The 25,509-nt window shown below is 69.2% G+C and carries 27 protein-coding genes; 7 read left to right on the top strand and 20 right to left on the bottom strand.

Translation table 11 applies throughout. The features are described from left to right. Position 1: 1 nt before the first annotated feature. Genes DI276_RS08030 through DI276_RS08020 form a run of 3 tightly spaced genes read right to left on the bottom strand, consistent with a single transcriptional unit; the run spans position 2 to position 2,831 of the window. Complete coding sequence (locus DI276_RS08030; protein ID WP_112262633.1) at positions 2-796, bottom strand: ABC transporter ATP-binding protein; 795 nt, start codon at positions 794-796, stop codon at positions 2-4. Continuing rightward, positions 793-1,788: a FecCD family ABC transporter permease gene (locus DI276_RS08025; RefSeq protein ID WP_232836519.1), complete on the bottom strand. Its 996-nt coding sequence runs from the start codon at positions 1,786-1,788 to the stop codon at positions 793-795. The genes DI276_RS08030 and DI276_RS08025 overlap by 4 nt, the downstream gene beginning before the upstream one ends. Before the next feature lie 47 nt (positions 1,789-1,835). Further along, the gene (locus DI276_RS08020; RefSeq protein WP_232836518.1) at positions 1,836-2,831 is read right to left on the bottom strand and encodes a FecCD family ABC transporter permease; all 996 of its coding nucleotides are present in this window, start codon (positions 2,829-2,831) and stop codon (positions 1,836-1,838) included. Between the two features lie 73 nt (positions 2,832-2,904). Between DI276_RS08020 and DI276_RS08015 the strand changes: the two genes are divergently transcribed. Then, positions 2,905-3,873, top strand: a complete 969-nt coding sequence (locus DI276_RS08015) for an ABC transporter substrate-binding protein (protein ID WP_112262630.1) — start codon at positions 2,905-2,907, stop codon at positions 3,871-3,873. A 68-nt stretch (positions 3,874-3,941) separates the two neighbouring features. Here the strand turns inward: DI276_RS08015 and DI276_RS08010 are convergent, their stop codons facing one another. Further along, the gene (locus DI276_RS08010) at positions 3,942-4,289 is read right to left on the bottom strand and encodes a histone-like nucleoid-structuring protein Lsr2 (RefSeq protein ID WP_030471050.1); all 348 of its coding nucleotides are present in this window, start codon (positions 4,287-4,289) and stop codon (positions 3,942-3,944) included. A gap of 115 nt (positions 4,290-4,404) precedes the next feature. Further along, the gene (gene lysS, locus DI276_RS08005; RefSeq protein ID WP_112262762.1) at positions 4,405-5,859 is read right to left on the bottom strand and encodes a lysine--tRNA ligase; all 1,455 of its coding nucleotides are present in this window, start codon (positions 5,857-5,859) and stop codon (positions 4,405-4,407) included. Positions 5,860-6,092: 233 nt separating this feature from the next. On the opposite strand from lysS, the gene DI276_RS08000 reads away from it, so the two are divergent. Continuing rightward, entirely contained in the window at positions 6,093-6,848 is a 756-nt protein-coding gene (locus DI276_RS08000; RefSeq protein WP_112262629.1) for a class I SAM-dependent methyltransferase, read from the top strand. Here the strand turns inward: DI276_RS08000 and DI276_RS07995 are convergent. From DI276_RS07995 to DI276_RS07975, 5 genes are all read right to left on the bottom strand, one after another. Beyond that, a complete protein-coding gene (locus DI276_RS07995) occupies positions 6,838-7,629 on the bottom strand; it encodes a type III pantothenate kinase (RefSeq protein WP_112262628.1) in 792 nt (263 codons plus the stop codon). The two genes, DI276_RS08000 and DI276_RS07995, sit on opposite strands and share 11 nt — an antisense overlap. Positions 7,630-7,640: 11 nt before the next feature. Beyond that, positions 7,641-8,111, bottom strand: coding sequence for an aspartate 1-decarboxylase (gene panD, locus DI276_RS07990; protein WP_112262627.1), 471 nt, complete (start codon positions 8,109-8,111; stop codon positions 7,641-7,643). A gap of 10 nt (positions 8,112-8,121) precedes the next feature. Beyond that, positions 8,122-9,012, bottom strand: coding sequence for a pantoate--beta-alanine ligase (gene panC, locus DI276_RS07985; protein ID WP_232836517.1), 891 nt, complete (start codon positions 9,010-9,012; stop codon positions 8,122-8,124). Position 9,013: 1 nt separating this feature from the next. Continuing rightward, complete coding sequence (locus tag DI276_RS07980) at positions 9,014-9,904, bottom strand: Rossmann-like and DUF2520 domain-containing protein (protein ID WP_112262625.1); 891 nt, start codon at positions 9,902-9,904, stop codon at positions 9,014-9,016. Positions 9,905-10,006: 102 nt separating this feature from the next. After that, the gene (locus DI276_RS07975) at positions 10,007-11,152 is read right to left on the bottom strand and encodes a PrsW family intramembrane metalloprotease (RefSeq protein WP_232836516.1); all 1,146 of its coding nucleotides are present in this window, start codon (positions 11,150-11,152) and stop codon (positions 10,007-10,009) included. Positions 11,153-11,182: 30 nt separating this feature from the next. On the opposite strand from DI276_RS07975, the gene DI276_RS07970 reads away from it, so the two are divergent. From DI276_RS07970 to DI276_RS07955, 4 genes are all read left to right on the top strand, one after another. Continuing rightward, a complete protein-coding gene (locus tag DI276_RS07970) occupies positions 11,183-12,100 on the top strand; it encodes an SAM-dependent methyltransferase (RefSeq protein ID WP_198680510.1) in 918 nt (305 codons plus the stop codon). A gap of 17 nt (positions 12,101-12,117) precedes the next feature. Further along, positions 12,118-12,540, top strand: coding sequence for a DUF1203 domain-containing protein (locus DI276_RS07965; protein ID WP_112262623.1), 423 nt, complete (start codon positions 12,118-12,120; stop codon positions 12,538-12,540). Between the two features lie 77 nt (positions 12,541-12,617). Further along, the gene (locus tag DI276_RS07960) at positions 12,618-13,013 is read left to right on the top strand and encodes a hypothetical protein (RefSeq protein ID WP_112262622.1); all 396 of its coding nucleotides are present in this window, start codon (positions 12,618-12,620) and stop codon (positions 13,011-13,013) included. 13 nt (positions 13,014-13,026) lie between these two features. Continuing rightward, positions 13,027-14,112, top strand: coding sequence for an NADH-quinone oxidoreductase subunit D (locus DI276_RS07955; protein WP_198680509.1), 1,086 nt, complete (start codon positions 13,027-13,029; stop codon positions 14,110-14,112). A 219-nt stretch (positions 14,113-14,331) separates the two neighbouring features. Here DI276_RS07955 and DI276_RS07950 read toward each other — a convergent pair whose 3' ends face one another. From DI276_RS07950 to ftsH, 7 genes are read right to left on the bottom strand one after another with little or no spacing between them, the layout of a single operon-like run. Then, a complete protein-coding gene (locus DI276_RS07950) occupies positions 14,332-15,849 on the bottom strand; it encodes a DUF6779 domain-containing protein (RefSeq protein ID WP_112262620.1) in 1,518 nt (505 codons plus the stop codon). A gap of 50 nt (positions 15,850-15,899) precedes the next feature. Then, a complete protein-coding gene (locus tag DI276_RS07945) occupies positions 15,900-16,352 on the bottom strand; it encodes a DUF3180 domain-containing protein (protein WP_112262619.1) in 453 nt (150 codons plus the stop codon). After that, entirely contained in the window at positions 16,349-16,843 is a 495-nt protein-coding gene (gene folK, locus DI276_RS07940; RefSeq protein ID WP_112262618.1) for a 2-amino-4-hydroxy-6-hydroxymethyldihydropteridine diphosphokinase, read from the bottom strand. Before folK ends, DI276_RS07945 begins: the two co-directional genes overlap by 4 nt. Further along, positions 16,840-17,229 (bottom strand): dihydroneopterin aldolase, encoded by a 390-nt coding sequence (gene folB, locus DI276_RS07935; protein WP_112262617.1) that lies wholly within the window; start codon positions 17,227-17,229, stop codon positions 16,840-16,842. The genes folK and folB overlap by 4 nt, the downstream gene beginning before the upstream one ends. Beyond that, entirely contained in the window at positions 17,222-18,007 is a 786-nt protein-coding gene (gene folP / locus DI276_RS07930) for a dihydropteroate synthase (RefSeq protein ID WP_112262616.1), read from the bottom strand. Before folP ends, folB begins: the two co-directional genes overlap by 8 nt. A 32-nt stretch (positions 18,008-18,039) precedes the next feature. After that, the gene (gene folE / locus DI276_RS07925; protein WP_112262615.1) at positions 18,040-18,687 is read right to left on the bottom strand and encodes a GTP cyclohydrolase I FolE; all 648 of its coding nucleotides are present in this window, start codon (positions 18,685-18,687) and stop codon (positions 18,040-18,042) included. Further along, entirely contained in the window at positions 18,684-20,876 is a 2,193-nt protein-coding gene (ftsH, locus tag DI276_RS07920) for an ATP-dependent zinc metalloprotease FtsH (RefSeq protein ID WP_112262614.1), read from the bottom strand. Before ftsH ends, folE begins: the two co-directional genes overlap by 4 nt. Before the next feature lie 326 nt (positions 20,877-21,202). Here ftsH and DI276_RS07915 point away from each other — a divergent pair, with 326 nt between their 5' ends. Continuing rightward, positions 21,203-22,900: a substrate-binding domain-containing protein gene (locus DI276_RS07915; RefSeq protein ID WP_112262613.1), complete on the top strand. Its 1,698-nt coding sequence runs from the start codon at positions 21,203-21,205 to the stop codon at positions 22,898-22,900. A gap of 58 nt (positions 22,901-22,958) precedes the next feature. Here the strand turns inward: DI276_RS07915 and hpt are convergent, their stop codons facing one another. The 3 genes from hpt to DI276_RS07900 are packed head-to-tail and all read right to left on the bottom strand — an operon-like array spanning position 22,959 to position 25,490. Next, complete coding sequence (gene hpt, locus DI276_RS07910; RefSeq protein WP_109631147.1) at positions 22,959-23,507, bottom strand: hypoxanthine phosphoribosyltransferase; 549 nt, start codon at positions 23,505-23,507, stop codon at positions 22,959-22,961. Positions 23,508-23,524: 17 nt separating this feature from the next. Next, positions 23,525-24,436, bottom strand: a complete 912-nt coding sequence (tilS, locus tag DI276_RS07905) for a tRNA lysidine(34) synthetase TilS (RefSeq protein ID WP_112262612.1) — start codon at positions 24,434-24,436, stop codon at positions 23,525-23,527. Positions 24,437-24,446: 10 nt separating this feature from the next. Next, positions 24,447-25,490 carry a zinc-dependent metalloprotease gene (locus DI276_RS07900; protein WP_112262611.1) on the bottom strand — a complete coding sequence of 348 codons (1,044 nt, stop codon included), beginning with the start codon at positions 25,488-25,490 and terminating at the stop codon, positions 24,447-24,449. Between the last annotated feature and the right edge of the window lie 19 nt (positions 25,491-25,509).

The raw sequence follows: 25,509 nt of genomic DNA, 5'->3' as shown, positions 1-25,509 counted from the left end.
CCTAGGCCCGGTGCCGCGACCCGACCGGCACGACGAGGGGCGTCCCGGCCACCGGATCCTCGACCACCCGAGCGTCCAGCCCGAACACGTCGAGCAACAACGACTCGGTCAGCACCGCGGCGGGCGCGCCCTGAGCCACGATCCGCCCATCGCGCATGGCCACGATGTTGTCCGCGTACCGCGCAGCCAGGTTCAGGTCGTGCAGCACCATCACCACCGTGCGTCCCATGGACGCGTGCAGCTCCTGCACCAGGTCCAGGACGTCGATCTGGTGCGCGAGGTCCAGGTAGGTCGTGGGCTCGTCCAGCAGCAACAGGTCCGTGCCCTGGGCCAGCGCCATGGAGATCCACGCCCGCTGCCGCTGCCCACCGGACAGCTCGTCCACGGTCCGCTCGGCCAGGTCCGAGATCCCGGTCATCGCCAACGCGGCGTCGACGGCGGCCGCGTCGTCCGACGACCACTGCCGGTACCAGGACTGGTGCGGATGCCGGCCTCGCGCAACGAGGTCGGCCACCGTCAGGCCCTCCGGAGCAGACGGCGCCTGCGGCAGCAGTCCCAGCACCCGCGCCACCTCACGGGTGGACATCCGGTCGATCTGCTTGCCGTCCAGCAGCACCGCACCGGACCTGGCCGGCAGCAACCGCCCCAGCGCCCGCAGCAGCGTCGACTTCCCGCACCCGTTGGGCCCGATCACCGCGGTGACCGTCCCGCCGACGATCGACAGGTCGAGCGTGTCGACCACCAGCCGCTCGCCGTAGCCGACGCACAACGACGAAGCCTCAAGACGCACACTCATACCCGCGCCTCCCGGCGACTCCGAACCAGCAGGTACATCAGATAAGGCGCACCGAGCACGGCGGTGACGACACCGACCGGCAGCTCGATGCGGTAGATCGTCCTGGCGACGAGATCCGACAACATCACCAGCACGCCGCCGAGCAGCACCGACCCGAACAACGGCGGCTGCGCGGTCCCGGCCAGCCGCAACGCGATCTGCGGCGTGGCCAGCGCGACGAACGCGATCGGCCCGGCGGCGGCGGTGGCCACGGACGCCAGCACGATCGCCACGATGATCAGGAACGACCGCGCCAGGTTGACCCGCACCCCCAGCCCGCGCGAGGTCTCGTCGCCGAACTGCAGCGCGCCGAGGACGTGCCCGCCGATCAACGCCACCGGAATCAGCACGGTGAGCGCGAGCGCAACGGGCACAACGTGTTCCCACCCGCGCCCGTTCAGCGACCCGGTGAGCCACACCATCGCCCGTCCGGCGTCCTGCACGTCGCCGACCGTCAGCAGGTAGTGCGTGAAGTTGCCGGCCACCGCGGTGATGCCGATGCCGATCAGCACCATCCGGAAGCCCTCGATGCCCTGCCGCCAGGCCAGCGCGTAGACCAGCAGCCCGGCCACCAGCCCACCGGCGAGCCCGGCCAGCGGCAGCCCGACCGAGGCCGCGCTGCCGGTCACCACGCCCAGCGAGCCGGCGAAGGTGATCACGGACACCGCACCGGCGCCGGCTCCCCAGGTCACGCCCAGGATGTCCGGCGAGGCCAACGGGTTCCGCACGATCGCCTGGAAGATCGCCCCGGAGAGCCCGAGAGCGCCACCGACCAGCAGCCCGGTCAGCGCACGCGGCAGCCGCAGCTCCGTCACCACGAACTGGTCGCGCCGGGTGCCGCCACCGAACAGGGTGTCGACCACCTGCGCCGCGGTCAGCGGGAAGTCGCCGATCATGATGTCCACGACCAGCACGACGGCCAGCAGCACCAACGCGACCGCCGCGACCGTCAACGGCCGACGGCGCATCCTAAAAGACGCCGCCCCCACCCTCAGCGCAGTCAAATCTTCACCAGCTTCCTGCGGCGCACCAGGAAGATGAAGAACGGCGCGCCGAGCAGCGCCAGCATCACGCCGACCTCCACTTCGGACGGACGGGCCACCACCCTGCCGAGGATGTCGGCGAGCAGCAGCAGGATCGCGCCCACCAGCGCGGAGAACGGCAGCAGCAAGCGGTAGTCCGGGCCGGTGAACGCGCGCGCCACGTGCGGCACCACCAGGCCGATGAACCCGATCGGCCCGCACGCGGCGACGGCACCGCCCACCAGCAGCGTGATGGCGAAGATGCCCAACGACCGGGTCATCCCGACGCGCACGCCGAGCGACTTGGCGACGTCCTCGCCCAGCGACAATGCGTTGAGCCCCGGTGCGTTGAACGCCGCCACGACGAGCCCGACGACGAGGAACGGCAGCACCTGGTTCAGCACGGACAGGTCGCGGCCGGCGATCGCGCCGACCTGCCAGAACCGGAACGCGTCGAGCGACTGCTGGTCGAGCAGCACGATCGCCGACACCAGACCGTGCATCAGCGCGGAGACCGCGGCACCGGCCAGCGCCAGCGTCACCGGTGACGGCCCGCCTCTGCCGGCCGAGCCGAGCAGGAACACCACCACGCTCGCGATCAGCGCGCCGGCGAAGGCGAACCAGATGTAGCCGACCAGCGACGAGACGCCGAGCAGGAAGATCGAGAGAACGACGGCGAGCGCGGCGCCGTGCGTGACGCCGAGGATGCCGGGGTCGGCCAGCGGGTTGCGCGTGTGGCCCTGCATGAGGGCGCCGCCGACGCCCAGCGCGATGCCCACGACGATGCCGAGCAACGTCCGCGGGATGCGCAGCTCGCGGATCACCACGTCGTCCTCGACGCCGGTCGGCGCGAAGAGGCCGTGCCACACCCCGGACAGCGGGATCTCCTTCGAGCCGATCGCGATGCTCGCCAACGCCACGGCGACCAGCACGATCAGCAGGAAGAGCAGGCCGACCAACGACTTACGGCCCAACGCCCACCCTCCAAATGCCCGACATATGCTCCGCGAAAGACAGGTAAGCCTAACCGAATCTCAGGAGTCACCGATGCGAAGAGCTGGTCTGATCAGTGTGGCGCTACTCGCGCTCACGGCTTGTGGTCAGGCGACCACGTCGAGTCCGAGCACGCCTGCCGACCAGGCCTGGACGCCGGTGACGATCGAGCACGCGATGGGCAAGACCGAGATCAAGCAACGGCCGGTGAAGGTCGCCGCGCTCGACAGCAGCTACGTGGACGCCGCGCTCGCGCTGGAGACCGAGGTCGTCGCGTACACCCGCTACCGCACCGACGGCCTGCCCGACTACCTGGCGGCGGACGGGGCGAAGTACGCGAAGAACGCCAAGGCGGTCGGCGAGCTGGCGAACCCGAACCTCGAGGAGCTCGCCACCATCGGCCCTGACCTGATCGTCTCCGCGAAGGTCAGGCACGAGGCGATCTACGACAAGCTGTCCAAGATCGGCCCCACGGTGTTCAGCGTGACGACCGGGCCGACCTGGAAGGACAACATCCGCCTGCTCGGCAAGGCCCTGGGCAAGGAGGAGCTGGCGAACCAGAAGATCGCCGCCTACGAGACGCGGGCGAAGAAGGTCGGCGACGCCGTGCGCGCCAAGGTCGGCCACAACCCGTCGATCTCGCTGGCCCGGTTCGTCGGCGGCGAGCAGACCGTGCGGCTCTACACGGAGAAGTCGTTCCCCGGCGGTGTCCTGTTCGCCGACGCCGGCCTCGCTCGCCCGCAGGGGCAGCCGACCTCGGAGAAGATCGCGGTCGACCTCAGCCAGGAGCAGATCTCGTCGCTCGACGCCGAGCGGATCTTCGTCTCCGCCTGGACCGACCCGAAGGGCGAAACGGAGAAGATCAAGCAACAATATTCGGCCAACCCGTTGTGGGGTCAACTAAAAGGTCAGAAGCAGGACATCTCCGATGTCGTTTGGGTCTCATCGGTCAGTCTTCAGGGCGCACACGCGATGCTCGACGACCTCGCCAAGGGATTCGGTGTCGATCCAGTGCGTAGTTGAACAGTCACCTAAATAACACGAAGGGGTTCCGGGAATCGTCCCGGAACCCCTTCGTGATTTGCCGAATTTCAGCCCTGCTGGTGGTACGCGTCGAGCACCTCGGCCGGGATGCGGCCGCGATCCGACACCTTCATGCCCTGCTTGCGAGCCCACTCTCGAATGGCCTGGTTCTGCTCACGATCCGCTGATGCAGGGCGTGCCTTCACACCAGCCGGACGACCTGGACCAACACGCTTCCGACCACCCGCGCGACGTGCACTACCGACGAAGTCGGCAAGAGCGTCCCGCAGTTTGCCCGCATTGCCCGAGGAAAGGTCGATCGTGTAGCTGACACCATCCAGCCCGAACTCGACGGTCTCCTCCGCAGTGGAGCCGTCCAGGTCGTCGACGAGGGTCACGGTGACCTTCTGCGCCATGCGTATCCTCCTGGACATCGAATGCGCGGTGCACCCGCGTCGCCAACTAAAGCCTTCTGCGAGGCAGGTTAGCGCACAGGTGCCGCATTGCACCTATCGACATCCGGAAAGTTACTCATTCAGGGCGAACGAGCGGGAACAAGATGGTCTCCCGGATACCCAGACCGGTGAGGGCCATCAGCAGCCGATCGATACCCATTCCGACACCACCACTCGGTGGCATTCCGTACTCCAGTGATCGCAGAAAGTCTTCATCGACGGGCATGGCCTCGTTGTCACCGGCCGCGGCAAGACGGGCCTGCGCTTCCAGCCGTTCCCGCTCGATCACCGGGTCCACCAGTTCGGAGTAACCGGTTCCGAGTTCGAATCCGCGGACGTAGAGATCCCACTTTTCGGCGACACCCGGCTTGGTGCGGTGCTGCCTGGTCAGCGGCGACGTCTCCACCGGGTAGTCGCGCACGAAGGTGGGCAGGTAGAGCGAGTCGCACACCAGGTGCTCCCACAGCTCCTCGACCAGCTTGCCGTGCCCGAACTTCGGGTTGACCTCGAGTTCGTGCCGGTCGCAGAGCTTGCGCAGCACCTCGGCCGGCGTCTCGGGGGTGATTTCCTCACCGACGGCTCCGGACAACGACTCGTAGATGCTGATCGTCGTCCATTCACCCGAGAGGTCGTACTCGCTGCCGTCCGCCAACGTGACGACCTGAGATCCCGTCACCGCTTCCGCGGCTTCCTGGATGAGCTCGCGAGTCAGCTTCGCGTTCGTGTCGTACGTGGCGTAGGCCTCGTAGTACTCGAGCATCGAAAACTCGGGCGAATGCGACGAGTCCACGCCCTCGTTGCGGAAGTTCCGGTTGATCTCGAAGACCTTCTCGATGCCACCGACGACGCAGCGCTTCAAGTACAGCTCCGGCGCGATGCGCAGGAACAGGTCGATGTCGAGGGCGTTCGAGTGCGTGATGAACGGACGCGCGGACGCACCACCCTGCAGCGTCTGCAACATCGGCGTCTCGACTTCGAGGAATCCGCGCCGGTGGAACGACTCGCGCAGAGAACGAACGACGTTCGCGCGGGTCCGAACGGTGTCGCGCGCCAACGGCCGCAGGATCAGGTCGACGTAACGCTGGCGAATGCGGGTTTCCTCGCCGAGTTCCTTGTGCGCGACCGGCAACGGGCGCAACGACTTCGACGTGAGCTGCCACGCGTCGGCCATCACGGAAAGCTCGCCGCGGCGCGAGCTGATGACCTCGCCGTGGATGAAAACGTGGTCGCCGAGGTCGACGTCGGTCTTCCACTCGGAAAGTGCTTCCTCACCGACACCCGCGAGGCTCAGCATCGCCTGCAGTTCGGTGCCGTCGCCTTCGCGCAACGTCGCGAAGCACAGCTTTCCGGTGTTGCGCATGAACATCACGCGCCCGGTCACGCCGACCAGCTGACCGGTCTGCGTGTCGGGTTCGAGTTCGGGATGGGCGTCGCGAATCTCGCGCAACGTGTGCGTGCGCTCGACTTCGACGGGATACGGCTCCTTGCCGGAAGCGAGCAGCCGCGCACGCTTCTCCCGGCGCACGCGCATCTGCTCTGGCAGGTCTTCTTCGCTGGTCACGAGGTTTTGCTTCGGCTGCTCACTCACGCCGAGAAGGGTACGGTTCCACGTTTCGGCAAAGCGAACCGGATACCCGTTTCACCAGGTGATCACGGATTCGAGCGCCGCGAGCACTACGGCAGACGTGCGAACCGGTTCCTCCATCGTCGCGAAGATCCGCACCAGACCATTCCGGACAAGTGGCCACGAACTAGGTTGGGGTGATGGATCTACACGCGAGGCGCGCGGACTCGTTCGGCGCGCAGGCGGAGGCCTACGCCGAACACCGGCCTGACTACCCCGTGGCGGCGATCCGGTGGGCACTGGAGCCTCTGGGCAGCTCAGAGCGGTTAGAAGTGCTCGACCTCGCCGCCGGCACCGGCAAGCTGACCGCGGGGCTGGTCGAGGAAGGCCACCGGGTGACAGCGGTGGAGCCCAACGAGCAGATGTTGTCCGAGCTGGTGCGCCGCGTTCACGATGTGCGCGCGTTGCCGGGCCACGCCGAGCACATCCCCGTGCGCGACGAGTCGGTCGACGCCGTGTTCGTCGGCACCGCGTTCCACTGGTTCGACCAGGAGAAAGCACTGCCGGAGATCGCCCGCGTGCTGCGGCCCGGTGGTGTGCTGGCGGCGATGTGGGCCGAACCGGACCCGGACGTCGAGTGGCTCGCCGAGTTCGAGCGGGTGGCGGCGTCCAGCGTCGAGTCGCAGCGGCAGAACCCGACGGAGATCATGACGCACCCGTCGTTCGGACCGGTCGAGCAAGCCGTGTTCCCGCACGTGCACCACCGGGACTCACCGGAAGCGGTCGTCGCCTGGGTCAACACGCACTCGCGCATGCTCGTCATCGACGACGAGGAGCGGGCCGCGCTCACCGAGAAGATGCTCGCGTTCCTCCGCGCCCGCAGGGGGACGTCGGACCGGCCGTTCGACGTCCCCCTGCGCGCGCAGGTCTTCCGGATGGTGCGCGTCAGCGAGTAGACATGTTGCGCTCGAACACGAGCCGCAACCCCAGCAGGGTGAGGTCGGGCACGTGGTGCGCGATCTCCGCGGACTCCGCCACGACCAGCGGGGCGAGACCACCCGTGGCGATCACGGTCACGGGACCGGGATCGGTCTGCTGGAGCTCTTCGGTGATCTTGCGCACCAGCCCGTCGACCTGGCCGACGAATCCCCAGACGATGCCGGACTGCAGGCACTCCACGGTGTTCTTGCCGATCACGTTGCGCGGCCTGACCAGCTCGACCTTGCGCAGCTGGGCGGCACGGGCGGCCAGCGCGTCGACCGAGATCTCGATGCCGGGCGCCAGCGCGCCGCCGAGGAACTCGCCGCGCGAAGAGATCACGTCGAGGTTCGTGGACGTGCCGAAGTCGACCACGATGCACGAGGTCGAGTACAGGTGGTGCGCGGCCAGCGTGTTGATCACGCGGTCCGAGCCCACCTCCTTCGGGTTGTCGACGAGCAGCGGCACGCCGGTCTTCACGCCCGGCTCCACCAGGATCTTCGGCACCGCGTCGTAGTAGCGCCCGAGCATCACCCGCAGTTCGCGCAGCACCGCGGGCACGGTGGACAGCGCGGAGATGCCGGTGATCTTGTCGGCGTACTCGCCGAGCAGGCCGCGCATGGTCAGCGCGAGCTCGTCGGCGGTCATCCTGGCGTCGGTGCGCATGCGCCAGTCGCGCACGAGCGGGGCCGTGTCGCCGACCCCGTCGTAGAGACCGAGCACGATGTTGGTGTTGCCGACGTCGATGGCGAGCAGCACGGTGCGATTCCTCAGTTCTCGGCTTGGATCAGCGCGTCGAGCGCGGTCGCCTCAACGGTTTCAGAAGAGGGCGCGCTCGTGGAGCCGTTCACCAGACCCGAACCCTCCGGTGCGTGCGCGGGGTCGGCACCGAGGTCGACGACCTTGTTGTCGGCGTCCACGAAGACGACCCGCGGCTGGTAGGTGCGGGACTCGGCGTCGTCCATCTGCCCGTACGCGATGAGGATGACGATGTCGCCGGGGTGCACGAGGTGCGCCGCCGCGCCGTTGATGCCCAGCACACCGGTGCCACGCTCGCCGGGGATGACGTAGGTCTCGAGCCGCGCGCCGTTGGTGACGTCGACGATGGCGACCTGCTCGCCCGCCAGCAGGTCGGCGGCCTCCATCAGGTCCTCGTCCACCGTGACCGAGCCGACGTAGTGCAGGTCGGCCTGCGTCACGGTGGCCCGGTGGATCTTGGACTTCAGCATCGTGCGGAACATGTCATTCCCCCTACTCGTCGCCTTCGCCGAGCAACACCGCGATGTTGTCGATCAGTCGGGTGGCACCGACGCGGGCGGCCACGAGCAGCCGGGCGTCGCCGTTCTCCGGTGCGGGACCGAGGTCGGGCCCGCGCAGCTCCAGGTAGTCGAGCTCGACCTCGGGCGTCTGCGCCAGCACGTCGTGCGCGGCCTTGAGCACCGCGTCGGCGCCCTGTGCGGACACGTGGGCACCGGCGGTGAGCGCGGCCGACAGCGTGACGGCGTGCTGGCGCTCCTCCTGGCTCAGGTAGGCGTTGCGCGAGGACAGGGCCAGGCCGTCGTGCTCGCGGACGGTCGGCACGCCGACGACGTCGAGCGGGAAGTTGAGGTCCCGCGCCATCTTGTGGATCAGCTGCAGCTGCTGGTAGTCCTTCTGCCCGAACACCGCGTACGTGGGCTGCACGATGTTGAACAGCTTCGACACCACGGTCAGCACGCCGGCGAAGTGGCCGGGGCGAACCACGCCCTCCAGCTCGTCGCCCAGCGGTCCGGGGTGCACGGTGACCTGCGCACCCTCTGGATACATGTCCTCGACGGACGGCGCGAAGACGATGCCGACGCGCTCCTCGCGGCAGACGTCCAGATCCGCCTCGAACTGGCGCGGGTACTTGGCGAGATCTTCCTGCGGCCCGAACTGCAACGGGTTCACGAAGATCGACACCACGATCACCGTGTTCTGCATGACCTGGGCCTCGCGGATCAGCTGCCGGTGGCCCGCGTGCAGTGCGCCCATGGTGGGCACCAGCGCGACGTTGCGGCCGGCGTTGCGCAGCGCCCTGATGACCCGGTTGAGGCGCACCGGATCGCGGTGCACCGTCACGTCGTCCGGGCGGTAGTCGTCCTTGGTCAGTGGCTTGGTCACGTCAGTCCTCGAGAGTGGTGCGAACGTCGTCGGCCGCATCGGGCTTGAGCAGCCCGGAGTGCTCGGCCCGGCCGGCGGTGCGGCGGGCGAGCACGCGGTAGCTGGGCAGGATTTCGGGTGCCTGCTCGGCGAGCACGCCGAGGTGCTTGCGCAAGGTACCCGTGTCGCCGCGGGCGACCGGACCGGTGAGGGCGCGGTCACCGTGGCGCAGCGCGTTGTCGAGCGCCGCGGACAGCAACGGCCCGAGCAGGCGTTCGGCGTTGGCGACGCCGGCGTTGGTGAGCAGGTCCGCGGCGTCGCGGACCAGCGTGATCAGGTGGTTCGCGCCGTGGGCCAGTGCCGCGTGGTAGAGCGGGCGGACGGCCTCTGGCACCCTGATCGGCTCGGCGTCCATCTCCACGACCAGCGCCTCGCCGACGCTCCACGCCACCTCGTCGCCGTCGGCCGCCGTCACGCCGACGCACGCGGCGCTCATCCGCTGCAGGTCCTCCGAGCGGCCGGTGAAGGTCATGACGGGGTGCAGCGCGAGCGTGAGGGCACCGAGCTGAGCTGCGGGTTCGAGGACTTTGACGCCCTGAGCGCCACTGGTGTGCACGATGATCTGGCCGGCACGCAGCGAATCCGTGGCGATGAGGCCTTTGACCAGGCCTTCCAGTGCGTCGTCCGGAACGGCCAGCAGCACCAGGTCGGCGCGGCGGGCGACCTCGGTCGGGTCCTCGATCGGGACGCCGGGCAGCAGCTCTTCCGCGCGGTTGCGGGAGGCCTGGGAGACGGCGGACGTGCCGACCACCACGTGACCGGTCCTGGCCAGCGCGGCGCCGAGCACCGAACCGACCCGGCCTGCCGAGATGACACCGACGGCGAGCCTGGCCGGACGTGGGGTCGCGTCCATGCGACTAACTCCTTCTGACGTTCCAGTCCCGGTTCGGGTACCAGACGACGCCGCCGAGGGTAATCCCGCCGATCCTGGCCTGAGGCCGGTCGGTGACGGGACTCACCGGCGGGCGGCCGCCCTGGCGGCGTGCAGCGTGTCGAGCAGCACCCCGTGGCGGTGCTCGGCGCTCTGCCCCGCCGTGCCCTGCTCGATGCGGTGCCGCAGGAAGGCCAGCTCGGTCACCGCGATCTGGTAGCTCTTGACGGCCTTGACCGCCGGCTCACCGGACTTGCGCTTGACCGCCCGCAGCCAGTTCCGCCGACCGTTGAGGCTGGCCAGCAGCGCCACCTCGCTGTTGGCGATCCACCTGTTCTGCGCCATCGCGGCCAGCTGCCCCGCCACGATCCGCTGCTCCCGGCGCCGCTGCCAGACCACGATCGTGACCGCGCCGGCGAACACCGGGACCATGATCAGGAAGTAGAGGTTGATGAACTCCGCGCCGGTGCCGACCGTCGTGGAGAAGTTCCACAGCGAGTGCAGACCGACCGCCGTCAGGTAGCCGCCGATCGGCGCGAGGATCCGGACCGTGGCGTTGCTGGTGCTCGCCGCGATGCCGACGCCGATGCCGGTCATGGCCGTGAAGAGCGGGTGCGCGAACGGCGACAGCACCCCGCGCAGCACGAACAGCGCGATCACGCCGCCGCTCATGTTGCCGAGCCCGTTCTCCAGGAAGACCCGGCCGAAGTACCAGATGTTCTCGGTGAACGCGAAGCCCGCCGCCGTGATGCCCGCGTAGACCATGCCGTCCACGACGCCGTCGAACTCGTGCCTGCGCCGGAGGAAGACGGCCAGCAGGAACGCGGCCTTGGTCGCCTCCTCGACGATCGGCGCGCCGACCACCGCGGTGAACGTCGCGCCGTCCTGGCCCAGCAGATCGCTGAGCACCCTGGTCGTCTGGTTGAACGCGAGCGAACTGATCGTCGCGCCGCACGCACCCCAGACGAACGCGAAGAGCAGCATCTTCGCCGGTTCCGGCTCCCAGCGGTCGATCCACAGGAACGCGCTCACCACGAACGCGACCGGGATGAGCGCCGCGGCGGCACCGACCAGCAACGGCTCGATGCCGATGGCCGAGGTGCCCAGCGCGAACAGCACGAGACCCGCGGCGGCGAGGGCGATCAGCGCCACGACGGGGAACAGGACGGTCCAGCGGCGCTGCTCGATGCGCTTGCGGGTCGGCGTCGGCGTGAGGTCGGCGTCGTTCACGGGAAATGACCTTAGATGCACACTTGTCCGGTGTTCGACTGGGAAGCCGCTTGGCACGCCGCTCTCTACGGGCCGTCCGGCTTTTTCGCGCGCGGAGAGAAGCCTTCCTCGCATTTTCGCACGTCGCCGTTGGTGGGGCCGGAGCTCGCCGTCGGCTTGCTGGAGCTGTTGTCGCGGGTGGACGCCGCGCTGGGATTTCCCCCGGTCGTGGACTTCGTGGACGTGGGTGCCGGCGGTGGTGAGCTGGCGTTCGCCGTGCGTTCGCTGGCTTCCGGATCGTTGGCTGCGCGGCTGCGGGTGACGGCGGTCGAGCTCGGTCCTCCTGTTTCGCTGCCTGGGGTTCGGTGGACCACCTCGGTGCCTTCGTGCGTCGGGCTGCTGGTCGGGCACGAGTGGCTCGACTCGATCCCCTGTCCGGTGGTTCGCGGACCTTCCTCCGATCCGTGGATCACCCGGTGGTGGCCTTCGCTGGGTGTTTCCGAGCAGGCTGAGGTAGGGGCACCTCGGGATGCGGCTTGGGCTGCTGCGGTTGCCTCGGTTTCTCGTGGGGCCGCGTTGGCGATCGACTACGGACATCTGGTGTCGTCCCGGCGGTTCACGCTGACCGGGTATCGGGGTGGACGTCAGGTGCCGCCGGTGTTCGACGGGTCGTGCGACATCACCGCGCACGTGGCTTTCGACTCGGCTGCTGCGGCGGCCGGTGGGGAGTACGTGCTGGTGTCGCAACGGGATGCCTTGGCCGCGCTGGGGTTGACCGGTGCTGTGTCCGGTTCCGGGTGGGACTGGCTGGAGTCGGCTGCTCGGGCCGGGCGGATCGCGGAGCTGCGGGATCCTGCCGGGCTGGGTGCTTTTGGCTGGCTGTTGCACGGGCGCGGGGTGGCGGTCTCGGACCTGCTGCCGGCGTTGCCGCCCTGGCGTCCGAATCCCGCCAGCTTTTCTCCTGGCTGACGACGATCGTTCTCGGCATGCGAATCCACCACGTTCTGCCGTCCGCTGCCTGGTCCGACGCCGGTCGTGAGTACCGCGACTCCGAGCCCGGGGTGCCGTTGCGGTGCTGTCTGCGGAAGTCGCTGGACGGCGAGCCGGTTTGGCTGTTCCGGTACTCGCCTGCTGCGGGCAAGGGGCCGTACGCCGAGGTCGGGCCGATCTTCACGCACGTGGAGTGCCCTGCCCCGCCTGCCTTGGATCGTCTGCCCGCATCGCTGTTGAACGCTCCCCGGATTCTGCGGTCCTACAACGCTGCGGGTCAGATTCACGACGGCTCGGTCGTCGAGCCAGGATCGTTCGATCGGGTGATCGAGGGGTTGTTCGACGATCCTGCGATCGAGTCGCTCCAGGTGCGCAGCGTGTCGCACGGCTGCTTCCTCTTCGCGGTCACGAGGGCCTGAGGCGGTGATTGGGGGGGGCGCGGCGGCTACGGCATCGTCGTAGTTCACCGATCACTCACCCACGGGAGGAAGACACGATGCCCAAGTGGATCGCCTTTAGCGTCGGAATCTGCTGCACCGCACTCGCGCTCCTCCTCCCGTGGGCCCGGTACGGCGACACAGACGTCTCGCTGTACCGCTTTCCCGCCTGGTACGTCTACGTCGCCGCCGCGCTGGCCATGCACGGCTGCGTCCTGCTCGACTCGACCGCCGGCCGCGTCGCCGGCGCCGTCGCCTCCTGCACCGCAGCGGCCACGGCCGTCCTCCTGCTCGTCAATCCCGGCTGGGCCACCTCCCCGTTCGGCGGCACGGACTCCCCGGTCCCGGCCGTCGCGGCCGGCTCGTCGTTCGGCGCACTTCTCGCACTGGCAGGCGTCCTGATCAACGCCGCCGCCCTGGCTCTGCCACGTCGAACCGCTCCGGTGCCGACGTGACACGATTGCCGGCGTGAGCGAGCAGATCACCGTCGGCGTGGGCGCTGGTGCCCAGTACCTGGGCGTGGACCGGGTGATCGACCTGGGCCCACTGCACCCGTCCGCCCACGGCGCCTACCGCCTGCGCCTGACCGTCACGCCAGACCTGGTGATCACCGCGGCCGAACCGCTCGTCGGCCACCTGCACCGCGGCGCCGAGAAGCTGTTCGAGGTGCGCGACTACCGCCAGGTCCTGACGCTCGCCAACCGCCACGACTGGCTGTCCGCCTTCTGCAACGAGCTGGCCGTCGCGCTGGCCGTCGAACGCATGACGGGCATGGACGTCCCGGCCCGCGCCCAGTGGCTGCGCGCCCTGCTGTGCGAGCTGAACCGCCTGATGGCGCACATGGTGTTCCTGACCCCGTTGTGCGGTGCGGCCGCGCAGTACCGCGAGGGCGTGCAGGCGCTGATGGAGGAGGCTTCCGGCGGCCGGATCCACTTCATGTTCAACCGGATCGGCGGCCTGCGCGAGGACGTCCCGGCAGGCTGGACGTCCAGGGTCGCGGCGTTCTTGTCCACTGTGGACGTCGACGGGCTTTCGATCGATTTCGCTGCGCTGGAAGGCCTGGGCGTCCTGCCGCACGCCGATGCGCTGGCGTACGGGGTGACCGGGCCGATCGGGCGCGCCAGCGGGGTGGACTTCGATCTGCGGCGCGACGACCCGTTGCCCGCGTACAGGTCGTTGGACTTTGCTCCGGTCGTACGGACCGAGGGTGACGCCGCCGCGCGCGTGCGGAACCTTCTGGACGAGGCGCGGCTGTCTGTCGCGTTGGCGAGGCAATGCCTCGACCAGCTGCCGTCGGGGCCGGTGAACCTTCGGCTGCCCAAGGCCATCAAGGCACCAGAAGGCTCGGTCTACACGCGCGTTGAGGCGCCGCTCGGGACGTCGGGCGTGCACCTGTCGTCGCGCGGCGAGAAGACGCCGTGGCGGCTCAAGCTGCGCACGCCGTCGTTCAACAACGTTCAGGCGCTTTCGGCGCTGCTGCCCGGTACCAAGGTCGACGACCTGCCGGCCGTGCTGAGCTCGTTCGCCGTGATCGTCGGGGACATCGACAAGTAACTGGTCGCCGCGCACTCGACGGGTGCTTCGGCGCAGCCCGACAGGCAGGCACCCCGATTCCGGCCTGCCGTCACACACCCAACGGATCTCCCGCACAGCCCGACAACCGTGAAGACCACAGGCAGGCACCTCGACATCTGGCCTGCCGTCACACACCCCAACAGAGCCCTCGGCGCGGCCCAACGGTGGCGCGAAGACCACAGGCGCGCCGACGTCTGGCTAGTCGTCGCGCCGACGCCGACGACGAGGCGCATCGCCACCGCCGAGAGACGCCAGCAGCTCGCTCACGGACTTGCCGTCCGCGTGCGCACCCGACGGGTCTTCTGGCGCGGCACGGCGGCCCGTGGAGACCGCTGGCAGGCGCGTCGACGAGTCCTCGGCCACGCGACGGCCGGAGACCGGGGCGTCGTCTGCGGCGGCGCGGCGGCCCGTGGGCACGACTGGCAGCCTGGCCGAGGACTGGTCGGCGGACCTGCGGCCGGACGGTGGGAGCGAGACCAGGGAGTCCTCTGGCGGGCGGGAAGGCGTGTCCTCGGCTCGACGACGGCCGCCGGACGAAGACGAGGACGAAGACGAGCTGGAGCCGCCGCTCGACGGTTTCAAGGTTTCCCACGAGCCGCTGTCCTGGTCGGCCGCGCGGTCGTCGGCGCGGCGGCGACCGCCGCCGGCTTGGGATCGCGTCTCGGCGGCCAGGGCCTTCGGGTTGATCATTTCGGTGCGCTCGGCCACGCGGGATCGAGGCGTCGGCTTGGGGGTCTCGACGGCCTTGGCGACCGCGGTGGGGGCCTTCGGTTGCTCTGCCGGGCGGGACAGCGCCTCTGTGCGGATCTGGGGCTGCGGCCGGGGCACGCGTTCGGTTCGGTGCGCCTGCGCCTGCGCGGGCTGAGGTTTGGCGGGTGGCGCCTTCACGGTCTGGGGCTGCGCCACCTGAGGAGGGGTTCCGCCCAGCCGGGCCGCCACGCCGCCGGCAGCCGGGCGCTGCGGGCGAGCCGGCTCCTGCTTCGCGGCCTTCACCGGCTCGCGGCGCACCACGGCCGGCTGCGGGCGGGGCGAGGTCCTGGTCGGCTCCGGGCGCGCGGGTTCGGGGCGGGCCTGCTCACGGCGCGGTGGCTGCACCTTGGCCTCGTGGGCCACGCGCTCGATCAGTTCGGTGCGTTCGGACGGCTTCTCCATCGAGGAGGAGACCGAAGCCGTGATCGCGGGCTTGGCGTTGATGACGCGGTTCTCGGGCAACGAGGCCAGGCGCGCGGCATCGGAGGCGAGGGAGCGCAGGCGGGTCGACTCGGCGCGCAGGGCCACGCGTTCGACGAGGACGTCGCCGCCCAGCAACGCCTGGAGGTTGTCGCGCAACGCGTGCAGGTCGGCGCGCAGGGCCTCGATGTCCGCGCGCGACTCCTCCTCGATCCGCTTGCGGGTCTCGGACTCGATCTCGAGCTCGTACTCGCGGCGGGCCGCGACCTCCCGCTCGAGCTCCAGCTCGTAGACGGACTGGAGGTCGGCCACCTCTTCGTCGCGCTCGGTGACCTGTCTGCGGTACCGCGCGGCGAGGAAGGCGCCCACCAGTGCCGCCCACAGCGCGGCCACCACGGCCAGGCGCAGCATGCGGGCGCTGTCGCTCGCAACGAGCACCGCCGCGGCCACCAGGGCGAGCGCCAATGCCGCTACCAACAGCAATCGCCCGGAGCCACGACCGTGATCTTCCTGCTCGTCGTCGATCGACGCGCCTCGCCCGGTCATGCGCCCTACGGTACCGCCAAGTTATGTGACTGAGACCTACGGCCGGGTATCTAATCCTTCCCCGGCGTCTCCGTCGGCGTCTTGCAGCAGTGCTCCAGCCAGAGCGCGGCCGCCGTCAGACCGGCCGCCGAAATCATCCCGACAACGGCCGCGAACAGGTCGTTCCCGGCGGCGGCGAACTCGTCCCGCACCGGGATCGTGTAGATCAGCAACCCGGTCCAGGCACCGAACATCAACGCGCCCAAAACCGACGAAGCCTTCGCCAGCGCAACGGCACGGGCCGCGGTGAGCGGCTGCACGGGCTTCGCGCCCGGCCGGTGCTGGATCCTGGCCCGCAAGGAGAACGCGAGCACGACTTCCACGACGGCGATCACCAGAAGCGTCGAACCGGCCAGCTGTGGCAGCGGTGGCAACGAGTCGTACGCGAGTCGCAGCAGCAGGTGGGTCAGCAGCCCGGCGATGATCGCGACCGTGGCCAGGTCACGCGGACGGGTGAACTTCACGAGTCCATCCAACCCGAAAGCACGAGATCGCCACGTCGCCGCACGCCCTCAGCGGAGATCGGCAACGCGGAAACGGGGCCGTGGCCCGGCAACACCGCGTCCGGTTCGACATCGAGCCACGGGATCACGACGGTTGCGCGCTCAAACGCCCCAGGATGCGGCAGCAGCAGCTCCGGGTGGTCCGAGGTCACCCCGTCCACCGAAACCACGTCCACGTCCAACGTGCGCGGCCCCCAGCGCTTCTCCCGCACGCGCCCGGCGGCGTTCTCCAGCTCCTGACCGCGCCGCAGCCAGCCCCATTCGTCGACACCGTCAGCGGAAACGATCACCACGGCGTTCAGGAAGTCAGGCTGGTCCTCCACGCCCCAGGCGGCCGTTTCGTAGACGGGCGAAACCGCCACCACGTAAGGGGAAAGCCCGTCCACCACGGACTGCAGGAACGCGAACCGGTCGCCCAAATTCGAACCGATCGAGAGCACCGCGCGGGTCATTTCGCCTCTTTGAGCGGCGCCGCCAACCGGCGCGAGCGGCGGATCGTCACCGACACGTCGTCGAACGTCAGCGGGATCGGCGCGGACGGCTTGTGGACGGTCACCTCGACCGCGTGCAGCCGCGTGTCGGTCATCGCGGCGTCGGCGATGCGGCCTGCCACCGTCTCGATGAGATCGCACGGTTCGCCACCGATGATCGCGGCGGCCATCTCGGCGAGCTCGCCGTAGTGATAGGTCTCCTTCAAGTCATCGCTCCGTGACGCGGACGAGAGATCCAGCCAGAGCGTGATGTCCACGACGAACTCCTGGCCGTCGCGCTTCTCGTGCTCGAAGACGCCGTGGTTGCCGCGCACCCGCAGCCCCGTCAACGCGATCCGGTCAGCCATGTCCCCGCCTCCACGCACCGGCGACGGCGACTGCGTCCAAGGTCCGGTCGACGTCGTGCACCCGCACACCCCACGCTCCGTTGAACGCGGCCAAAGCGGACACCGCCGCGGTCGCGTCCTCCCTGCCGTCCGGTGGACGCTCGCCGAGCAACGTGCCGAGGAAGCGTTTGCGCGACGCCCCCACCAGCACCGGGAAGCCCAGCTCGACCAGCTCGTCCAGGCGCTGCAACAACTCCCAGTTGTGGTCGCCGAGCTTCGCGAACCCCAGCCCGGGGTCGAGCACGATCGACGACTCCGCGACACCGGCCGCCATCGCCGCCTCGACGCGCTGCAGCAACTCGTCGCGCACATCCGAAACGACATCGTCGTACTGCGCCAACGAGTCCATCTCCGTGCTGTGGCCGCGCCAGTGCATCAGCACGTACGGCACACCAGCAGCAGCGACCACCCGAGCCATCTCCGGGTCCGCGAGGCCACCGGAGACGTCGTTCACGATCGACGCGCCCGCCTCCAACGCCGCGGACGCCACCGAAGCCCGCATCGTGTCCACGGAGACCGGCACGCCCTCCGCGACCAACGAGCGGATCACCGGCACCACCCGCGAGATCTCCTCGGCGGGCTCGACCCGTTGCGCCCCTGGCCTGGTGGACTCGCCGCCGACGTCGATCAGGTCGGCGCCGCGCTTGTGCATCTCGACGCCGTGCGTGATCGCGTCCTGCCGGTCCAGGTACCGGCCGCCGTCGGAGAACGAGTCGGGCGTCACGTTCAGCACGCCCATCACCACACACCGACCGGGCTTCGGCAAACGGCTCACCGCAACCGGCCCCTGATCAGCTCGATCGCCTCCGCCCGCGACGAGGCGGACGTGCGCAGCAACCCGCGCACCGCGGAGGTGGTCGTGCGGGAACCAGGCTTGCGCACACCGCGCATGCCCATGCACAGGTGCTCGGCCTCGATCACGACGATCACGCCGCGCGGCTCGAGCCTGCGCACCAACGCGTCGGCGACCTGCGACGTGAGACGTTCCTGCACCTGCGGCCGCTTCGAGTAGAGGTCGACGAGCCGCGCGAGCTTCGACAGCCCCGTCACGCGGCCGGCCTCGTTCGGGATGTACCCGACGTGCGCCACGCCGTGGAACGGCAGCAGGTGGTGCTCGCAGAAGCTGAACATCGGGATGTCGGTGACGAGGACGAGCTCCTCGTGGCTCTCGTCGAACGTCTTCGCGAGCACGCTGTCCGCGTCCGTGTAGAGGCCCGCGAACAACTCCCGGTAAGCCCGCGCCACCCGAGCGGGTGTCTCGCGCAGGCCTTCCCGCTCCGGATCCTCACCGCACGCGATCAACAGCTCGCGCACCGCCGCCTCCGCCCGCGCCTGGTCGAAGACCCGCCGCGCGGAGACGCCGGCCTCCCCGTTGCGGGTGAGACCGGCGTCTGCGTCGAGCTGGTGGTGCTCTGTCACTGCCGCTCGTCCTGGTCCGACTGCGGCTTCTTCGGCTCCCAGACGTTCTGCGGCTTGCCGCCGGGCACGGTCGCCGGGGTCCATCCGGGCGGGGCGCCGTAGTTCGGCGGGCCTGCCTGGTTGGTCGGCTGGACCGGCTGGTGCACGCCGTTGGAACCGTTCGGCGACGGCAGCTCCTCGGTCGGCTCCGCAGCAGCGGGCTCCGCCTGCTGCGGCTCCGGCTCGTCGTCGAGGGTGTCCTCCACGACGGGCGGCCACGGCTCGCCGCGTTCCTTGGCGAGCTCGCCAGGGGTCTTGATCGGCGGGATGTCGGACGGCGTGCGGTCACCGAAGTCGTTGAACTGGGTGATGCGCGGCCGCTTCTCGACGCGGGCGAAGATCCGCTCCAGTTCCTTCTGGTGCAGCGTCTCCTTCTCGATCAGCTCGAGCGTGAGGTCGTCGAGGACGTCGCGGTAGGTGACGAGCACCTCGTACGCCTCGGTGTGCGCCGCCTCGATGAGCTTGCGCACCTCCTCGTCGATCTCGTGCGCGACCTCGAGCGAGTAGTCCGCCTGCCGGCCCGCCGAGCGGCCGAGGAACGGCTCACCCTGCTCCTGGCCGTACTTGACGGCACCCAGCCGCGCGCTCATGCCGTACTCGGTGACCATCGCGCGGGCGATCTTGGTCGCCTGCTCGATGTCGTTGGACGCACCGGTCGTGGGCTCGTGGAAGACGAGCTCCTCGGCCGAACGACCACCCAGTGCGAACACCAGTCGCGCGATCATCTCGGACCTGGTCATCAGGTCCTTGTCCTCTTCCGGCACCGAGAGGGTGTGGCCACCGGTGCGGCCGCGGGCGAGGATCGTGACCTTGTAGACCGGGTCGATGTCCGGCATCGCCCACGCGGCCAGGGCGTGCCCTGCCTCGTGGTACGCGGTGATCTTCTTCTCCTTCTCGGAGATGATCCGGCTCTTGCGGGCCGGACCGCCGATCACGCGGTCGACGGACTCCTCGAGCGCACCGGCCGTGATGACGTGGCCGTTCTGCCGCGCGGTGAGCAGCGCTGCCTCGTTGATGACGTTCGCGAGGTCGGCGCCGGAGAACCCGACGGTGCGCTTCGCGAGGCCGTCGAGGTCGGCGTCCGCGGCCAGCGGCTTGCCCTTCGAGTGCACCCGGAGGATCTGCTTGCGGCCCTTCAGGTCCGGTGCGGACACCGGGATCTGGCGGTCGAAGCGGCCGGGGCGCAGCAGCGCGGGGTCGAGGATGTCGGGACGGTTCGTCGCCGCGATCAGGATGATCCCGCCGCGCGAGTCGAAGCCGTCCATCTCGACGAGCAGCTGGTTCAGCGTCTGCTCGCGCTCGTCGTGACCACCGCCGAGACCGGCACCGCGGTGACGACCCACCGCGTCGATCTCGTCGACGAAGATGATGCACGGCGCGTTCTGCTTGGCCTGCTCGAACAGGTCGCGCACACGTGAGGCACCGACACCGACGAACATCTCGACGAAGTCCGAACCGGAGATCGAGTAGAACGGCACGCCGGCCTCACCGGCGACGGCCCTGGCGAGCAGCGTCTTACCGGTTCCCGGCGGGCCGTACAGCAGCACGCCCTTCGGGATCTTCGCGCCGAGCGCCTGGTAACGGCCGGGGTTCTGGAGGAAGTCCTTGATCTCCTCGAGCTCCTCGACGGCCTCCTCGGCACCGGCGACGTCGGCGAACGTCGTCTTGGGCATGTCCTTGGACAGCTGCTTGGCCTTGGACTTGCCGAAGTTCAGAACGCGGTTACCGCCGCCCTGAGCGTTGTTCATCATCCACATCAGCAGCAGCAACAGCAGGCCGAGCGGCACGAGGTAGATCAAGATCTGCATCAGGATGGACTCCTGGCTGACCTTGGTCTCGACGACCGGCTTGTTGGTGGCCTTGTCGAGGACGTCGAAGATCTCGTCCGTCGCGCTGGCCGGGAACTGCGTGATGAGGCGGTTGCTGCCCTCGAAGGTGGTGCCGTCGGTGAGGGTGAGGCGGAGACGCTGCTCCTTGTCCTCGATCGTGGCTTCCTTGACCTTGCCGTCCCGCACCTGTTGCAGTGCTTGGGAGGTCTTCACGGGGTGATATCCCCGCGAGTCGTCGAAGAGCACGGTGAAGACGAAGTAGAGCAGCAACACCGCAGCGATCCACAGCAGCGGGTTGCGAAGCAGGCGCTTGCGGTCCATGCACTTACGGCCGGCGGGCGGCCTCGACCCTCCCTGACTTGCGCGTCGGGCAGTGGAAGACCCACATACCGCGTCCGACCAGCCTACCGCCCGCTGGTCGGGTACTGAGCAACCAACGGTCGGCAGCGACCTCTGGTTCCCTCGCGTGACCCCCGCCACGCACGTTCACGCAGTTTGGTTCATCCGGAACAAATACGGCCGTCCGGATGAGTGACGCAGGTCACGCCGTCTCACTACGTTTGGGGGTCTATGTCATCCTCATGCATCCCCCGAGTGTTCCCCCGCCACTCGAAAGAGTGAACACGTGACCGAAGGTCAGTAACTGTATGTCAGCACGTCACACGTCCCCCGGATTGTTCCGGCGGGTCGCCCTGCCCGTGGGCGCCCTGCTCGGAGTGATTGCGGCGGCGGGCGTCACGGTCGTGGCACTGCGTGTCACCAGCGGCGCCGACTGCTCCGGCGCACTGCCGTTGAAGGTCGCCGTCACACCCGCCGCGCTAGATGTCGTGAACGCCGCGGCGCAGGACTACCAGCGGTCCCAACCGGTCGTGAACGGCCGGTGCGTCCAGGTCCAGGTCGAGTCGCGCAACGCGGCCGACGTGGCCAACGAGCTGCCGACCGCGCAGATCAACCCCCACTCCCTCTGGATCCCCGACTCGTCGATGTGGGCCGCGGAGGCCCAGCGGCAGGCCGCCGAGACCGGACCCGAGGCCCCGAAGCTCGACATCAAGCCGTCGCTCGCGTCCAGCCCGCTCGTGATGGCCGGCTCGCAGCAGGCGATGTCCAAGATCGGCTTCCCGGTCTCGCCCGTCTCCTGGTCGAAGGTCGTGGACCCGAAGGTCCAGATCTCGATGAGCGACCCGACGATGACCTCGGAGGGCCTCGCCTCGCTGTTCGTGATCCGCACCCTGCTGGGCAACCCGGACGGGACACCCAAACCGGAACTGGTCGGCACCCTGCTGCGCGTGGGTCGCAGCGCCGTGCCGTCGGTGCGCGACTCGTTCGGCAAGGTCACCACGGACGCGGAAAAGGCACCGCTCTTCGCCGCCACCGAGCAGTCCGTCGTGGCCAACAACCGCTCGGTCAAGGACAACGCCGTCCTGGGCGCCCCGCCCAAGGAGGGCACGCTCTCCTTCGACTTCCCGCTGGTCCGGGTCTCGCGTCAGAACGAGGCCGAGGGCATCGGCGAGGCCGCGTCCCAGTTCGAGCGGGTGCTGCGCTCCGCGGAGACCTCGAAGCGCTTCGGCGAGGCCGGCTTCCGCACCGCCCAGGGCGCCGCGCCGGCCAAGTGGTCGACCGACGTCGAGGGCGTGCAGGCAGGCGACGTCAAGCTGATCGAGACCCCGAACGCCGACCAGGTGTCCGAGCTGCTGCGCACGTGGGGCGCCATCAGCCTCGACATGCGGATGCTCACCGTCATCGACGTCTCCGGCTCGATGATCGAGAAGAGCGGCAACGGCAAGACCCGCGTCGAGGCCGCCACCCAGGCGTCCATGTTCGCGCTCGGGATGCTGCCGGACACCACGCAGATCGGCCTGTGGGCGTTCTCGACCGACAAGAAGCCGCCGAACGACTGGATCGAGCTCGTGCCGATCGGTCCGCTGGGCGAGCCGTTGCAGGGCGTCACACGCCGCAAGCGCCTCGAAGCGGGCGCTTCGCAGCTGCCAGGGCTCGTCGGCGGTGGCACGGCGCTGAACGACACGACGCTGGCGGCGTTCCGGCACGTGCTGTCCGGCTACGACCCGTCGAAGGTCAACTCGGTGGTCCTGATGACCGACGGCCGCAACGACGACGTCTCGTCGATCGACACGGCCGCGTTGATCGAGACCCTGAAGCGGGAAGCAGACCCCGCCAAGCCGGTGCCGATCATCATGGTCGGCCTCGGCGACGAGGTCGACATGGACGCACTGCGGTCCATCGCCGCCGCGACCGGTGGCAAGGCCTACCAGGCGCCGAACCCGGAGGACATCCGCGGCGTGCTGCTGGACGCGGTCTCCCAGCGCCGCTGCCGTCCGAACTGCTGATCAAACGCTGAAGGGCTCCTTCATCGACGCGATGTCGATGAAGGAGCCCTTCGTCGTTTCAGCTGGAGTAGACCTTCGGGTCCAGCGTGCCGATGTACGGCAGGTCGCGGTAGCGCTCCGCGTAGTCGAGGCCGTAGCCGACGACGAACTCGTTGGGGATGTCGAAGCCGACGTACTTCACCGGCACCTCGACCTTCACCGCGTCGGGCTTGCGCAGCAGCGTGCACACCTCGAGCGACCGCGGCCTGCGCGACTGCAGGTTCTTCAGCAGCCACGACAGCGTCAGCCCCGAGTCGATGATGTCCTCGACGATCACCACCCTGCGGTCGGCGATGTCGCGGTCCAGGTCCTTCAGGATCCGCACCACGCCCGACGAGGACGTGGAGGAGCCGTAGGACGAAACGGCCATGAACTCGAGCTGCACCGGAACGGGCAGCGCGCGGGCGAGATCGGCCATGAACATCACAGCGCCCTTGAGGACGGTGATCAGCACGAGGTCGGAGTCACCTTCTGGGTGATCATCCGCGACCTGCTTGGCGAGCTCGGTGACCTTGTCGCTGATCTCCTGCTCGGTGATGAGCACGGATGCGATGTCGCCGTCGTACACGGACAGGTCCCCTCTGCTTAAGACTGTGGTTCCACAACGAGCCTGCCATGCGCACGCCGCACGACAAAGCCGCCAGGTAGCCAGACACCGCCCTGACCGCGCCATTCACTCACCAGTGCGTCAACACGACGCAGGTGCGAATCGGACAGTTCCGGCACACCTTCGTCGATGAGCCACGACCTGAGCACTCTGCGTCGCAGTGCGACGGGCAACTCGGCGATGTCGTCCACGGCACAGCAGTCGCCGGCGAACGCCGCGGCCAGCGAGTCGAGTGCGTCACAGTCCTCGCGCAGCTGGGCCGCCGTGCGGGCCAACGACGACGCGACGCCGCCCTGCAGCACGTCCTCCAGCAACGGCAGGACTTCCGAACGCAGCCGCACGCGGGTGAACGACGGATCCGAGTTGTGCGGGTCCTCCCACACCTCGATGCCCTGCTCCGCGCAGAAAGCACGGGTGACCGCGCGCGACACACCGAGCAGTGGTCGTCCCCACGGCGGGTCCCACGAACGCATGCCGGCGATCGAACGCGGACCGGAGCCGCGGCCGAGGCCGAGCAGCACGGTCTCCGCCTGGTCGTCCAGGGTGTGGCCGAGCAGCACGACGCCGGACGAGGGCCTCAGCGCGGCGTAGCGGGCGTTGCGGGCCGCCGCCTCGGGACCACCAGGCCCCGAGACCTCAACGGCCTCCACGCGCGCCACGAGACCGAACTCCGCGCATTGCCGGGCCGCGCGCAACGCCACCTCGTCGGAACCGGGCTGCAGCCGGTGGTCGACGACCACCGCGGACGCGCCGGGCACCAGCCGGCCCACGCAGCAAGCCAGCGCCAACGAGTCGGCGCCGCCGGAGACCGCGACGGTCACCGCGTCCGGGCGCACCTCGTCCAGGAACCTGCGAACCGCCGTCCTGACCTCGGCGACCGGACCGTTCACGGTGCCACGCTCATGGGGCCACGCGGCGCAGCCAGGTCATCGGCTCGGTGATCTCGGCGCGGGTCGGCAGGGTCTCGGCGGAGGTCCAGATCGCGTTGAAGCCGTCCATGCCGACGCGCTCCACGACGTACTCGGTGAACGCCGCGCCCTCCTCGTACTGGCGCACCTTCGCGTCCACGCCGAGCAACGTGCGCAGCACCCGGTCGAGCAGGCCACCGCCCTTGCGACGCGCGGTGAAGCGACTCCGGATCGTGCCCACCGACGGCACGACCGACGGGCCGACCGCGTCCATCACGTGGTCCGCGTGGCCTTCGAGCAAAGTGGACAGTGCGATCAGCCGGTCCAGCACGGCTTTCTGCTGCGGCGACTGGATGAGCTCGATCAGGCCGATCGGACCGTCGCCGGCGCGCAGCTTGTGCCGGAAGTCGCGGATGACCTCCGGCAGCGGCGCGCGGTCGTCGTCCATTGTGGAGAGCAGCGTGGTGACCTGGTCGGAGAAGTACCTGCGCAGCCACGGCACACCGGTGAACTGGAGGCGGTGCGTGCACTCGTGCAGGCACACCCACATCCGGAAGTCGTCCGCCGGGACGTCCAGAGCCTGTTGCGCGCCAACGATGTTCGGTGCGACGAGCAGCAGGCGTCCTGCCAGCTGGTCGTTGGGGCTGAACGGGTCGTACTGGCCGAGCACGCGCGACGACAGGAACGCCATCACGACACCGGCCTGCACACCGGCCGTGCCCGCGAGGATGCTCGCCATCGCACCGGCCTGCCGCGGCATCGCGGGGCCCGTCAACGCCGCCAGTCCCTGGGCGGCCGCGCGCACCCACGCGGGACGGTCGACGACCTCACCGGGCAGCAACGGCAGACCCTGGCCGAGGCCCGTCAGCTCGCGGACGTGCACCTCGGCCTGAGGCGCAAGCTCGCGAAGTCTGCCGACGACGTGGTCCGCCTCGTCCTTCCCGATCACCGGACCTGGTCGCACGAGCCGCACGGCGGTCGAAACCGCCAGCTCCCAGTCCACCGGGCCGAGCTCTGCCTCCGTCGCGCCGTTCACCCTGCCGACGCTACCTGCG

This window comes from Lentzea terrae, assembly GCF_003265345.1.
Lineage (GTDB): Bacteria > Actinomycetota > Actinomycetes > Mycobacteriales > Pseudonocardiaceae > Lentzea > Lentzea terrae.
The sequence above is the reverse complement of the archived record's forward strand: the minus strand, read 5'-3'. Positions and strand labels throughout refer to the sequence as shown.